This is a genomic window from Caulobacter sp. LARHSG274 (assembly GCF_052871235.1).
Genome location: NZ_JBIXJO010000024.1, coordinates 40,377 through 52,766, shown reverse-complemented (window position 1 = coordinate 52,766; position 12,390 = coordinate 40,377). Strand labels below are relative to the sequence as shown.

The following is a 12,390-nucleotide window of genomic DNA, read 5'->3' as shown; positions in this document are numbered from 1 at the left end:
GCGTGTCTCTCCCGGGGCTTTCCCCCCCCCACCCCATTGTGGGGGTGGGGGGGGGGGTGGGGGGCCACCGCGGTTCAGGATGAATCACGGCCGGAGCGAACCCCGCCACCGTAGTCACCCCCACCCCTGGCCCCTCCCCCATCAAGGGGGAGGGGAAATTGTTGTAGTTCATGCGCCCACCCCCTCCAGCGCCCCAGCGAACCCATCCACCGCCACGACCAAGCGGTCGATGGCGGCGTCCTGGGTGACCGGCGACACCAGCATCATGGTGTGGAAGGGTGCGATCAGCACCCCTCGGTTGATCAGCCACAGATGAAGCGCGGCCAGGACCTCGGCGTCCAGCGCCTTCCTCATTGCGGCGGCGGTCTTCGGCGGCGGATCGGCCAGCACCAGCTCGACCCGCGCCCCGACCTGGACCACCGACCAGGCCACGCGCCGCGCGGCGATCACCGCCCGCAGCCCGGCCGCCAGCCGCTCGGCCCCGGCCAGCATCCGCCCATAGGCCGCCTCCGTCATCACCTCGCTGAGCATGGCCCGCATGGCCGCCAGCGCCAGGGCGTTGCCGGACAGGGTGGTGCCGATCCCCGACTGGCCGGGCCCGACCCGGGCTGCGGCCGCGTTCATCCGCGCCGACAGCTGCGCCGTCACGCCCCAGACCGCGGCCGGCACGCCGCCGGCTATGGCCTTGCCCAGCACGAAGACGTCCGGCTCCAGGCCGTGGGCGCCGGTGTAGCCGCCCGGGCCCGTCGAGATGGTGTGGGTCTCATCGATGACCAGCAGGGTCCCGGCCGCGCGGGTCATCGCCCGTAAGGCGTCGTGGAAGCCGGGCTCGGGCAGGATCATCCCGCAATTGGTCATCACCGGCTCGGCCAGGACCGCGGCGACATCGCCCGGGGCCAGGGCGGCTTCCAGGGCGGCCAGGTCGTTGAACGGCACGACCCGGGTGGTGGCGGTCAGGTCCTGGAGCTGGCCCAGCAGGCCGGGCTTCATCGCCGGCTGGCCGTCCCTCAGCGCCACGAAGGCGTCGTCGACCATGCCGTGATAGCAGCCGTCGAACACCAGGATCACGGGCCGCCCCGTCACCGCCCGCGCCCAGCGGATCGCCGCCCGGTTGGCGTCGCTGGCCGTGGTCGCCGTCTGCCACAGCGGCAGGCCGAAGCGCTCGGCCAGCAGCCGGCCGACGATCACCGCGCTGGCGGTCGGCAGCATGAAGCCCGCGCCCCGCAGCGCCTGGTCGGCGATCGCCCGGGCCACCGCCGGCTCGCCGTGGCCGAACATCGCCGGCGTGTCGGCCAGGCAGAAGTCGTCGTACAGCACCCCGTCGATGTCGGTGATCTGGGCCCCGACGCCCTGGGCGGCGAAGATCGGCGCCGGGGTCGCCCAGTCGCCCATCCAGTGCATGGGCACCCCGCCGCGCCAGACCTCGGCCGACGCGCGCGCCATGGCGACCGAGCGGGGGTGTTCGGCGGTGAAGCGCGCGGCTTCGTCGTGGAGCAGGTTGGAGAGGTTTGGAGCGTGGGCGGGTTTGGGGGTCATGCCGGCGAGGTCCCCCCGATAACACCCAGCCAATTTTCAACCGTCATTCCCGCCCTTGTGGCGGGAACCCCTGGTTCAGCCGACGGTGAAGCGCTTTGGCGCGCTGGCGCGCCACACCCCCGCCCATGCGGCGGAGAGAGGGGTTCCCGCCACAAGGGCGGGAATGACGGTGCGAAAAGGGAAAGGACGGCGGATGGCGTCATCCCCCCACCCCGCCGAAACACAGGTACTTGGTCTCCAGATACTCGTCCAAGCCCTCGGAGGCCCCTTCGCGGCCCAGGCCGGAGTCCTTGACCCCGCCGAACGGCGCAACCTCGGTGGAGATGATGCCTTCGTTGATGCCGACCATGCCGGCCTCGATCGCTTCGGCCACCCGCCAGCAGCGGGCGACGTCGCGGCTGTAGAAGTATGAGGCCAGGCCGAACGGCGTGGCGTTGGCCAGCTCGATGGCGTCGGCCTCGGTCGCGAACTTCACGATCGGCGCCACCGGCCCGAAGATCTCCTCGTGAAACAGCTGCATGTCCGCCGTCGCGCCGGTCAGCACCGTGGGCTGGTAGAACAGGCCGCCCAGATCGTGCCGCGCGCCGCCGACGGTGGCCGTCGCCCCCTGCTCCACCGCCGCCTGGACCAGGGCTTCGACCTTGTCCACGGCCTTGGCGTTGATCAGCGGCCCGATCGTCACGCCCTCCTCGGTCCCCGGCCCGACCTTCATCGCCGCCACCTTCTCGGTCAGCCGCGCCACGAAGGCGTCGTGGATGCCGGCCTGGACCAGCAGGCGGTTGGCGCAGACGCAGGTCTGGCCGGTGTTGCGGTACTTGCTGGCGATCGCCCCGTCGACGGCGGCCTCCAGGTCGGCGTCGTCGAAGACGATGAACGGCGCGTTGCCGCCCAGCTCCAGCGACAGCTTCTTCATGGTGCCGGCGCACTGGGCGTAGAGGGTCTTGCCCACCGGGGTCGAGCCGGTGAACGACAGCTTGCGCACCCGGGCGTCGTCGCACAGGGCCTTGCCGATGCCGGCGCTGTCCTTGCCGGTGACGACATTGAGCACCCCGGCCGGCACGCCCGCCTCCACCGCCAGCCGGGCGATGGCCAGGGCGCACAGCGGCGTCTCGGAGGCCGGCTTGACCACCACCGTGCAGCCGGCCGCCAGGGCCGGGCCGACCTTGCGGGTGATCATGGCGATCGGGAAGTTCCACGGCGCGATGGCCGCGCAGACCCCGACCGGCTGCTTGATCGACACCAGGCGCTTGGCCTTGTCGGGCGTCGGGATCGCGTGGCCGTAGGCCCGCTTGGCCTCGTCGGCGAACCAGTCGATGAACGCCGCCCCGTAGGCGACTTCGCCCCGCGACTCCGCCAGCGGCTTGCCCTGCTCGGCGGTCATCAGCCTGGCCAGGGCGTCGGCGTGCAGCAGCATCAGGTCGGACCACCGCCGCAGGATCGCGCCGCGGTCCTTGGCGGTGCGGTCGGCCCAGGCCGGGAAGGCCCGGTGGGCCGCCTCGATGGCCACCGCGACTTCCGAAGGCCCCAGGTCGGCGACCTGGGCGATCACCGCCCCGGTGGCGGGGTTGAGCACTTCGAAGGTCTGGTCGGCCTCTATCCACAGGCCGTCGATGAAGGCGGCGGTTTCGACGAGTTCAAGGGTCATGGCGGCTACCTCAGCGTCACGGACACCGACTTCAGGTCGGCGTACTTGTGTAACGCGTGAAGGCTGCGGTCACGGCCGAAGCCCGACTGCTTGAAACCCCCGAACGGCATGGTGATGTCGCAGGCGTCCCAGCCGTTGATCCACACTAGGCCGGCCTTCAGCCTGCGGGCCCCGGTCAGGGCACGGTTGATGTCGGACGTCCACAGACCGGCGGCCAGGCCGTAGACGCTGTCATTGGCTAGGCGGATCGCCTCGTCGTCGCTCCGGAAGGTCTGCACCCCCAGCACCGGCCCGAACACCTCTTCGCGGGCCAGGGTGTGGTCGGCGGCCACGCGGTCGAAGATCGTCGGCTCGACATAGAAGCCGCCGCTCTCCTGGCGCACCCGCTGGCCGCCCAGCAGCCGGCGATTGCCCTGGCTGTCGGCGGTGGCGATGTAGTCGAGGGCGGTGTTCATCTGCCGCTCGCTGACCATCGCCCCGAACACCGTCTCCGGGTCGAGCGGATCGCCCGGAACCATGGCCTTGGCCACGGCGATCACCTTCTCCAGGAACGCGTCCTTGATCGAGGCTTCGACCAGCAGGCGCGAGGCGGCGGTGCAGACCTCGCCCTGGTTATAGAACACCCCCCAGGCGGCGGCCTCGGCGGCGGCGTCGAGGTCGGGACAGTCGGCGAAGACGATCTGCGGCGACTTGCCGCCCAGCTCCAGCGACACGCGCTTGAGATTGCTCTGGGCGGCGTATTCCATCAGCCGGCGGCCGGTGAGGCCCGAGCCGGTGAAGGCGATCATGTCGACGTCCATCGACCGGGCCAGGGCCTGGCCGGCGACGCCGCCGAGGCCGGGGACCACGTTCAGCACGCCCGGCGGCAGGCCGGCCTCCAGGGCCAGCTCGCCCAGCTTCAGGGCGGTCAGCGGCGACTGCTCGGCCGGTTTGAGGACGACGCTGTTGCCCATGGCCAGGGCCGGGGCGACCTTCCACATCGCCATGTGCAGCGGGAAGTTCCACGGCACGATGGCGCCGATCACCCCCAGGGGCTCATGCACAGCATAGCTCAGACGATCGACGGGCGAGGTTCCGACCTCGCCATAGACCTTGTCCAGGGCCTCCGCGTACCAGCGGGCGGTGCTGATCGACAGCGGGATGTCGACGGCCCGGGCGTCGCGGATCGGCTTGCCGGTGTCCAGGCTTTCCAGCAGGGCCAGCTGCTCGGCGTCGCGTTCCATCAGCTCGGCCAGGCGGAACAGCGTCTTCTTCTTGTCGCGCGGCCCCTGGTCGCGCCAGCGGCCACCCTCGAAGGCGGCCCGGGCGGAAGCCACGGCGCGGTCGACATCGCCGGCCTGGCAGGCGGCGACCTGGTTGAGCACCGTCCCGTCGCGCGGCGAGACGTTGTGGAAGGTCTCGCCCGAGGCCGCGTCCACCAGCGCGCCGTCGATCACCGCCCGCCGGGGGAGGGGCAGGGTCTTGAGGGCGTCGACGGGCGAAAGCGCGGTCATGGGGCGGTCCTCATGAAACTGTGATCACAGTTTGCGCTGGCGGGACGGCTGTCAAGACGAGGCACGGGGGTTGGCGTCCGCTTGAAGCAGATGCGCTCGTTCTAATCACCGTCATCCCGGGCCTTGTGCCCGGGACCCATCGTTCAGCTCGCACGTGAAGCGCCTTGGCGCGCCAGCGCGCCACACGTCCGCACCTGCGGCGGACAAATGGGTCCCGGGCACAAGGCCCGGGATGACGGGCTTTTATGCATGGGCTCATCCGCGCCCCTCCACCGCCGCCCGCATCTTGTCCATGCCCTCCGACAGGTCGGCGGCGATCGCCTGTCGCGCAGCGTCGGCGTCGCGGGCCTTCAGCGCCTCCAGCGCCTCGGCGTGGCGGTCGGCGACCAGGCCGTCGGCCCCGACCCGGCCGAACACCACCCGCATGAACGGGCCGATCTGCAGCCAGAGGCCGCCGGCCATCGACAACAGCACCTCGGCCCCGGCCCGTTCATAGAGCGTGAAATGGAAGCGGTGATTGGCCGCCATGTAGCGATCGACATCGCCCAGGGTCAGGGCGGCGTCGACCTCGGCGTCGAGCGCGGTCAGGGCCTTGATCAGGGCGGCGTCGGCTTGCGGCGCGGCCCGGGCCGCCAGCTCCGGCTCGATCCACAGCCGAGCCTGGGACAGCTGCTCCAGCCGGCCCGCCGTCAGCGAGGGCACCGACAGGCGCTTGTTGGCCGGATTGATCTCCAGGGCGCGCTCGGCGACCAGCCGCCGCACCGCGTCGCGCACCGGCATGGGCGACACCCCCAGCTCGGCGGCCAGGCTGCGCAGGCTGACCCCGACGCCCGGCGCGATGCGGCCGGTGATCAGCGCCTGGCGGATGGCCTCGTAGACCTGGTCATGGATGGCTGGGGAGTCCGCAAGCGGGCGGCGGGATCTTGGTTCAGGCACAACCCCCTCCCTTTCCAACCGCCAGGGGTGGACAGGAGACCAACAATTGCGATCACAATGCAAGGCCTCGCGGAGACTCCCCATGCCCGACTTCGGCCCGAACGACCTCGACGCCTTCTGGATGCCGTTCACGCCCAACCGGCGGTTCAAGGCCAATCCGCGGATGCTCAGCCACGCCGAGGGCATGCACTACCGCACGCCGGAGGGCCGCCAAGTGCTGGACGCCACCTCGGGCCTGTGGTGCGTCAACGCCGGCCATAACCGCCCCAAGATCGTCGAGGCCATTCGCCGCCAGGCCGGCGAGATGGACTACGCCCCCAGCTTCAACATGGGCCACCCGGCGGCCTTCGCCTTCGCCAGCCGCCTGGCCCAGATCACCCCGCCAGGCCTGGACCGCATCTTCTTCACCAATTCCGGCTCGGAGTCGGTCGACACCGCCCTGAAGATCGCCCTGGCCTATCACCGGGCTCGCGGCAAGGGGACCAAGACCCGGCTGATCGGCCGCGAGCGCGCCTATCACGGGGTCGGCTTCGGGGGCATTTCGGTCGGCGGCATCCCGACCAACCGCAAATATTTCGGATCCTTGCTGACTGGCGTCGACCACTTGCCCCACACTCACGGCGTGGCCGGCAACCTGTTCAGCCAGGGCTTGCCGAAGAACGGCGCCGAGTTGGCGGACGCCTTGGAGGCCATCGTCGCCCTGCACGACGCCAGCAACATCGCCGCGGTGATCGTCGAGCCGGTCGCCGGCTCCACCGGCGTGCTGGTCCCGCCCGAGGGCTACCTGCAGCGCCTGCGGGCGATCTGCGACCGGCACGACATCCTGCTGATCTTCGACGAGGTGATCACCGGCTTCGGCCGAGTCGGTTCTGCCTTTGCAGCGGAACGCTTCGGGGTGGTCCCGGACATGATCTGCATGGCCAAGGGCCTGACCAACGCCGCCGTGCCGGCCGGGGCGGTGGCCGCGTCGGACACGATCTACCAGACGATGATGGACGGGGCCGACGCCGCCATCGAGCTGTTCCACGGCTACACCTATTCGGCTCATCCCCTGGCCTGCGCGGCCGGGATCGCCACGTTGGAGACCTATCAGGAGGAGGGCCTGTTCGAGCGCGCCCTGGCCCTGGAGCCTTACTGGCGCGCGGCGGTGCACAGCCTGCGCGACGCCCGCCACGTGATCGACATCCGCGACTTCGGCCTGATCGCCGGCATCGAGCTGGAACCCCGCCCCGGCGCCCCGACCGCCCGGGCACTGGCCGCCTTCGAGACCGCCTTCGACCAGGGCCTGTTGATCCGCGTCACCGGCGACATCATCGCCCTGTCGCCGCCGCTGATCATCGAACAGGGCCAGGTGGACCAGGTGGTCGAGACGATCCGCAAGGTGCTGGCGGGGGTGGATTAGGCGACACGGACAGGCGGAGACGACACTTGACGCACGTCAGCTACATATGTAGTGTACTCGTTACATAAATTGCGAGACGCGCCGCTATGACCGACCCCTCCGAACTGGAACTCCAGGTCCTCAAGGCGTTCTGGCGTGGTGGCGCGATGAGCGCCCGAGAGGCCCAGGTCGTCATCGCCCCTGAACTGGGCTGGACGTCGTCAACCACCCGCACCGTGCTTGAGCGCATGGTCGCCAAGGGCCTGCTGTCGCGGCAATCGGTGCACGGCCTGGCTGTCTATCGCGCCGAAAAGGCCAAGGTGGATGTGATCGGCGGCGTACTGGGTCGCCTGCGCGGCCTGCTCGAGATCGATGGGCGGCTGCCCGCCTCCGCCTTTTCCGGCAGCCAGCTGCTGTCCGCCGAGGACCTGGTCGAGCTCGAGGCGCTGCTGAACGTCGCGCCCAAAGGCGACGAGCAACCATGAGCGCCCTGGTCTCCGCCGCCGCCCTGGGCCTGGTCGCGGCCTGGCCGGTCGGGATGTTGGGCTGGGTGATGGGCGCCGTCACCGAACGGCTGACCGCCGATCCCCGACCGCGCGCGGCGGCCTGGAGCCTGGCCTTCCTGCTTCCGGCGGGAGCCCTGGCGGCCGTCCTGTTCGGCGCGGTCGGGTTGGCGTCGGCCGCGGCCGGGCCGCCCTCGGTCGCCAGCTCGCACCTGCCCTTGACTGCGATCCTCAAGACCGCGCCCGCCGTCCGAGCCCTGCACGCCGCGTCGCCGCCGTGGATGGCGCAGGCTGTGGCCTGGAGCGTCCTGGGCCTGTCGATCCTTGGCATGACGCACCACCTGTGGGCCTGGCGAGAAGGCCATGGTCGCCTGATGGCCGTCACGCGCCGGGCCAGCCCCGTCGATGATCCCGCCTTGCTGGAGCGGCTACGCTCGGCGGGTCGTCGGCCGGAGGTCGCGACGCCGCCGATCCTGGTCAGCGACGAGATCGACCAGCCGCTGCTCGTTGGCCTGCGCCGTCCCGCCATCCTCCTGCCCACTCGCTTGGTCTCGACCACCCGCGCCGCGCCGCTGGCCCTGATCTGCCTGCACGAATTGGCCCACCTGCACCGACGCGACAACGTCCGGCTGGTCCTTGAGAACGCCCTGGCCGGCCTGTTCTGGCTCGCGGCTCCCGTCATCACCGTCCTGCGCGCCCATATGACCGCCGCCCGTGAAGAGCTTTGCGACCAACTCGCCCTGGTCGAGGCCTCCCCCCAGGCCCGCCACCAGTACGCCCACGACCTCGTCGAGGCCCTGAAGGGCCGCCTCGTTTCCCCCCAACAATCGGCCTTCGCCGGCCATCACAGGAAGCTGACCACCATGCGCCTGACCGCCATCCTGCAACCCAGCCAAGCCGTCTCCGCCCCGCGTCTGGGCCTGATCCTCGCCCTGAGCGCCGCCCTGGCCACGCTCGTCGGCGGCGGTTCCCTGGCCCTGGCCCGGCAGGCGACCGCCAAGCCGCCATCGAACACCTTCGATCCGGTGAAGGGCTCATCGCCCATTCTGATCGACCCCATGCCTTTGATGATCACCGCCGACGCCGCGCGCACCTCCGGGACCAGTCCCATGGTGGTCTGGATCGGAAACCCCACGATCAGCGGCGTCTTGGACCGCCCCTCCACGACCCTGTTGGTGAATGGCGTGGCGCCGCTAGCCGATTTCGATCCGATGCGATTGCCCCCGAACGCGATCGAGCGCCTCGAAGTGACGCCCGGAAAAGACACGCCAGACCGCAAGCTGCTGCTCAACGTGGTGCTGAAGGCCCACTGATTTCACCCCGCGATCGGGATTCGACATCCAAAAGGCGGCGGTGGGGGGATGGTTAGGCCCTCACCGCCCATCCCGAACGCCGCGCCGGCACGCCGCCCAACACCGTGGTCCCTCACCCTCCCAAGCTTTGCTTGGACCCTCCCTCTCCCTCTGGGAGAAGGTATAAGGGGGAATGACCCTGACCGACGTCCGACCGACCAAGCCCGCCCCGATCAGCCACAACGCCCTGATCCTGACCGCCGTGTTCGCGGCGCTGGCGATCGCCCTGGCCCGGTTGCCGGATCCGCCCGGGGTGCTGACCTTCGCCTTCGTCGTGGTCGGCTGGATTCTCAGCGTGGCGATCCACGAGTTCTGCCACGCCTTCGTCGCCTACAAGGCCGGCGACCACACGGTGGCCGAGAAGGGCTACCTGACCCTCGATCCGCTGAAATACACCGACCTGTCCACCAGCCTGGTCCTGCCGCTGGTCGCCCTGGCCCTGGGCGGCATAGGCTTTCCGGGCGGGGCGGTCTATCTGCGCGACGACCTGATGCGCTCGCGCCGCGGCCGGGCCCTGGCCTCGCTGGCCGGACCGCTGGGCACGCTGCTGGTGCTGGTCGGCCTGGCGATCGGTCTGGCCGCCGACCGGGCGTTCGGCGTGGCCGGCAACGCCCTGACCCACGCCGCCGCCTTCCTGGCCTTCCTGCAGGCCTGGGCGTTGATCCTCAACCTGCTGCCGCTGCCCGGCCTGGACGGCTTCGGCGTGATCCGGCCCTATCTGCCGCCGACGGTGCGGGCCCGGGCGACGCGGCTGGGCAACCTGGTGTTCCTGGGCCTGTTCGCGGCGATCTTCTTCGTGCCGCCGGTGGCCAATGTGTTCTTCCGCCTGGCCTTCCTGACCGTCCAGGCTTTCGGCGTGCAAGGCCCCGCCATCGGCGCCGGCTACGAGGCGTTCCGGTTCTGGACGGCGTTCGGCTGAACCGCCGCCGTGACGCCCCCTCCGTCACGTCGCCTATCGGCGCCGCGCCACCTCCCCCGCTGCGCGCGTGAGGAGATGGTTTAAGCCGCGGTCAGCCGGCCGGCCGGGGCGAGCGCCGCCGGCTTGGCGGTTTCGGCGGTCTGGACCAGGCAGCCGTACCAGCCCATGCCGGCATAGGTCTCGTAGCCGGGCGTCAGGGCGTAGCCGACCGTGCGACCGCGGTCGCCATAGCTGCCCATGGTCCCGCCGGCGGTGTCGAGCTTGAAGGTCTCGTCCAGCACGCCCTGGCCGTCGGAACTGGCCAGCACGCGGTGGTTCTGGTCGAGCAGCAGCACCCGCGAACGGGTCCTTTCCTCGTCGGTCAGGCGCACGCCGTCGACCACCGCCTGGGCCTGGGGCTTCCAGTCGAAATGCACGCCCAGCACGCCGATCACCTTGCCCTGGGCCTGGCCGCCCTCGCGGATGGCGGTGGCGTAGGTGGCGACCGGGGCGTCGTTCAGGGCCCGGACCCGCTCGATGTCGCAGACGGTGAACTCGTCGCCCGACCGGGTCTTCAGGGCGTTCTTGAACCAAGCGGAGTCGGCCACCGACAGGCCCTTGGCGGCCGGGTAACGCTCGGGGCGACCGCTGGCGACGACCCGACCGGCCGGGTCGCAGATCCACAGGTCCAGATAGACCGTGTAGGCGTCGAGGATCACCCGCAGCCGCTGGCTGGCGTAGGTCGAGGCTTCGCGCGAGGGGGCGGCGACGCAATCGACCACGGCGCTGTCGGTGGCCCACCAGCGCACGTCGCAGGTGCGCTCATAGAGGTTGCGGTCGATGATCTCGATGGCGTTCAGCGCCAGGTCGGCCAGGCGCTGACCGCGCAGGTGGCCCAGGATCGCCCCGCCGATCACCGTCAGCTCGTTCAGGTCGGCTCGCACCTGGCTTTCCAGGGCGGCGGCCACCGCGTCGATCTGGGTGGAGATGGTCTTGAACTCCTCGGCGACGATGGCGAAGCCGCGCCCCGCCTCGCCGGCCCTGGCCGCGACGATCAGGGCGTTGATCGCCAGCATCTTGGCCGAGCGGTTGACGGTGGCGATCTCGCCGATCTTTTCGCCGGCCACGGCGCTGAGCCGCTCCGACAGCTCCAGAATGCGCTCCGGGCGCAGGCTGGCGTCTTCAGCTGACATGGTGGTTTCCCCCGAAACCGGCGCGAAGACCCGGAAAAGCCGAATCACTCGCCAGACGAGCGAGGATGACACCCGCGCCAGAGCCGCGGGATGGGGGCGGACAATAGGTCGCGCGTTTTGGCGTCCCGGTTGTAAAGGCAGAGACATCAACGCCTTAATTGTCGGCATTGACCGGAAGGATCGCCCATTCTCTGACCAAAATTGCGGCCGTGGCGACGACGAAGCACGGCGAGGATGGCGTCCCGGCTCCGGCCGCGCTTGGCGCGGGCCCGGCCAGCCCCGCCGCAAGAGGGTTCAAGTCGGTCGAGCTTTCCGCTACACCCGCCGCATGTCGCACAACACCTTCGGCCACCTGTTCCGCGTCACCACCTGGGGCGAAAGCCACGGTCCGGCCCTGGGCTGCGTGGTCGATGGCTGTCCTCCCGGCATCGCCCTGACCGCCGAGCAGATCCAGGCCTTCCTCGACAAGCGCCGACCGGGCAACGGCAAGTTCGTCACCCAGCGCCAGGAGCCGGACGCGGTTCGCATCCTGTCGGGGGTGTTCGAGGACGCCCGCACGGAGGGTCAACGCACCACGGGCGCGCCGATCAGCCTGATGATCGACAACACCGACCAGCGCTCCAAGGACTATGGCGAGATCGCCCAGGCCTTCCGGCCCGGTCACGCCGACTTTCCCTATTTCGCCAAGTACGGCGTGCGCGACTATCGCGGCGGCGGCCGCAGCTCTGCCCGCGAGACCGCCGCACGGGTGGCGGCCGGGGCGATCGCCCGGCTGGTGATCCCCGGCGTCACGGTGCGGGCCGCCCTGGTGCAGATCGGCCCGCACCACATCGACCGCGCCCGCTGGGACTGGGACCAGGTCGAGCAGAATCCCTACTGGTCGCCCGACGCCGGGATCATTCCGCTATGGGAAGAGCACCTGGAGACCGTCCGCAAGGCCGGCTCCTCGACCGGCGCGGTCGTCGAGGTCGAGGCGATCGGCGTGCCGGCCGGCTGGGGCGCGCCGCTCTACGGCAAGCTCGACGCCGAACTGGCCGCCGCCCTGATGTCGATCAACGCCGCCAAGGGGGTCGAGATCGGCGAAGGCTTCGCCAGCGCCGCCCTGTCGGGCGAAGACAACGCCGACGAGATGCGGATGGGCCCCGATGGGCCGATGTTCCTGTCCAACCACGCCGGCGGCGTGCTGGGCGGGATCTCGACCGGCCAGCCGGTGACGGCCCGGGTGGCCTTCAAGCCGACCTCGTCGATCCTGACCCTGCGCCAGAGCCTCAACGAGGCCGGCGAGGAGGTCGACCTGCGCACCAAGGGCCGCCACGATCCCTGCGTCGGCATCCGCGGCGTGCCGGTGGTCGAGGCGATGACCGCCTGCGTGCTGGCCGACGCCTTCCTGCGCCATCGCGCCCAGACCGGCGGCGGGACCTTCGTTCCGGGCGGCGGACGCTGATCGGCGGCG

At 70.5% G+C, this 12,390-nt stretch carries 10 protein-coding genes; 5 read left to right on the top strand and 5 right to left on the bottom strand.

Annotation, left to right across the window (positions count from 1 at the left end; all coding sequences use genetic code 11):
• Window positions 1-168 precede the first annotated feature (168 nt).
• The 4 genes from ACIPQB_RS23835 to ACIPQB_RS23820 all read right to left on the bottom strand — a co-directional run bounded on the left by ACIPQB_RS23835 (window position 169) and on the right by ACIPQB_RS23820 (window position 5,610).
• Complete coding sequence (locus ACIPQB_RS23835; protein WP_446487730.1) at window positions 169-1,536, bottom strand: aspartate aminotransferase family protein; 1,368 nt, start codon at window positions 1,534-1,536, stop codon at window positions 169-171.
• Window positions 1,537-1,735: 199 nt separating this feature from the next.
• Window positions 1,736-3,181 carry an NAD-dependent succinate-semialdehyde dehydrogenase gene (locus ACIPQB_RS23830; protein ID WP_446487729.1) on the bottom strand — a complete coding sequence of 482 codons (1,446 nt, stop codon included), beginning with the start codon at window positions 3,179-3,181 and terminating at the stop codon, window positions 1,736-1,738.
• A 5-nt stretch (window positions 3,182-3,186) separates the two neighbouring features.
• Window positions 3,187-4,674, bottom strand: coding sequence for an aldehyde dehydrogenase (locus ACIPQB_RS23825; protein WP_446487728.1), 1,488 nt, complete (start codon window positions 4,672-4,674; stop codon window positions 3,187-3,189).
• A 255-nt stretch (window positions 4,675-4,929) separates the two neighbouring features.
• Entirely contained in the window at window positions 4,930-5,610 is a 681-nt protein-coding gene (locus ACIPQB_RS23820) for a GntR family transcriptional regulator (RefSeq protein WP_446487727.1), read from the bottom strand.
• Window positions 5,611-5,692: 82 nt separating this feature from the next.
• Here ACIPQB_RS23820 and ACIPQB_RS23815 point away from each other — a divergent pair, with 82 nt between their 5' ends.
• The 4 genes from ACIPQB_RS23815 (at window position 5,693) to ACIPQB_RS23800 (ending at window position 9,765) form a co-directional block, all read left to right on the top strand.
• Window positions 5,693-7,012, top strand: a complete 1,320-nt coding sequence (locus ACIPQB_RS23815) for an aminotransferase class III-fold pyridoxal phosphate-dependent enzyme (protein ID WP_446487726.1) — start codon at window positions 5,693-5,695, stop codon at window positions 7,010-7,012.
• An 86-nt stretch (window positions 7,013-7,098) separates the two neighbouring features.
• Complete coding sequence (locus ACIPQB_RS23810; RefSeq protein WP_446487725.1) at window positions 7,099-7,476, top strand: BlaI/MecI/CopY family transcriptional regulator; 378 nt, start codon at window positions 7,099-7,101, stop codon at window positions 7,474-7,476.
• Window positions 7,473-8,807, top strand: a complete 1,335-nt coding sequence (locus ACIPQB_RS23805; RefSeq protein ID WP_446487724.1) for a M56 family metallopeptidase — start codon at window positions 7,473-7,475, stop codon at window positions 8,805-8,807. Before ACIPQB_RS23810 ends, ACIPQB_RS23805 begins: the two co-directional genes overlap by 4 nt.
• Window positions 8,808-8,979: 172 nt before the next feature.
• Entirely contained in the window at window positions 8,980-9,765 is a 786-nt protein-coding gene (locus ACIPQB_RS23800; protein WP_446487723.1) for a site-2 protease family protein, read from the top strand.
• 80 nt (window positions 9,766-9,845) lie between these two features.
• Here ACIPQB_RS23800 and ACIPQB_RS23795 read toward each other — a convergent pair whose 3' ends face one another.
• The gene (locus ACIPQB_RS23795; protein ID WP_446487722.1) at window positions 9,846-10,937 is read right to left on the bottom strand and encodes a methyl-accepting chemotaxis protein; all 1,092 of its coding nucleotides are present in this window, start codon (window positions 10,935-10,937) and stop codon (window positions 9,846-9,848) included.
• Between the two features lie 328 nt (window positions 10,938-11,265).
• On the opposite strand from ACIPQB_RS23795, the gene aroC reads away from it, so the two are divergent.
• Window positions 11,266-12,381 carry a chorismate synthase gene (gene aroC / locus ACIPQB_RS23790; protein WP_446487721.1) on the top strand — a complete coding sequence of 372 codons (1,116 nt, stop codon included), beginning with the start codon at window positions 11,266-11,268 and terminating at the stop codon, window positions 12,379-12,381.
• The last annotated feature ends 9 nt before the right edge of the window (window positions 12,382-12,390 follow it).

Coding starts and splice junctions, on each gene's coding strand:
- ACIPQB_RS23800 (WP_446487723.1), top strand. CDS start 8,980: ATGACCCTGACCGACGTCCGACCGACCAAGCCCGCCCCGATCAGCCAC.
- ACIPQB_RS23830 (WP_446487729.1), bottom strand. CDS start 3,181: ATGACCCTTGAACTCGTCGAAACCGCCGCCTTCATCGACGGCCTGTGG.
- aroC (WP_446487721.1), top strand. CDS start 11,266: ATGTCGCACAACACCTTCGGCCACCTGTTCCGCGTCACCACCTGGGGC.
- ACIPQB_RS23810 (WP_446487725.1), top strand. CDS start 7,099: ATGACCGACCCCTCCGAACTGGAACTCCAGGTCCTCAAGGCGTTCTGG.
- ACIPQB_RS23815 (WP_446487726.1), top strand. CDS start 5,693: ATGCCCGACTTCGGCCCGAACGACCTCGACGCCTTCTGGATGCCGTTC.
- ACIPQB_RS23835 (WP_446487730.1), bottom strand. CDS start 1,536: ATGACCCCCAAACCCGCCCACGCTCCAAACCTCTCCAACCTGCTCCAC.
- ACIPQB_RS23795 (WP_446487722.1), bottom strand. CDS start 10,937: ATGTCAGCTGAAGACGCCAGCCTGCGCCCGGAGCGCATTCTGGAGCTG.
- ACIPQB_RS23825 (WP_446487728.1), bottom strand. CDS start 4,674: ATGACCGCGCTTTCGCCCGTCGACGCCCTCAAGACCCTGCCCCTCCCC.
- ACIPQB_RS23805 (WP_446487724.1), top strand. CDS start 7,473: ATGAGCGCCCTGGTCTCCGCCGCCGCCCTGGGCCTGGTCGCGGCCTGG.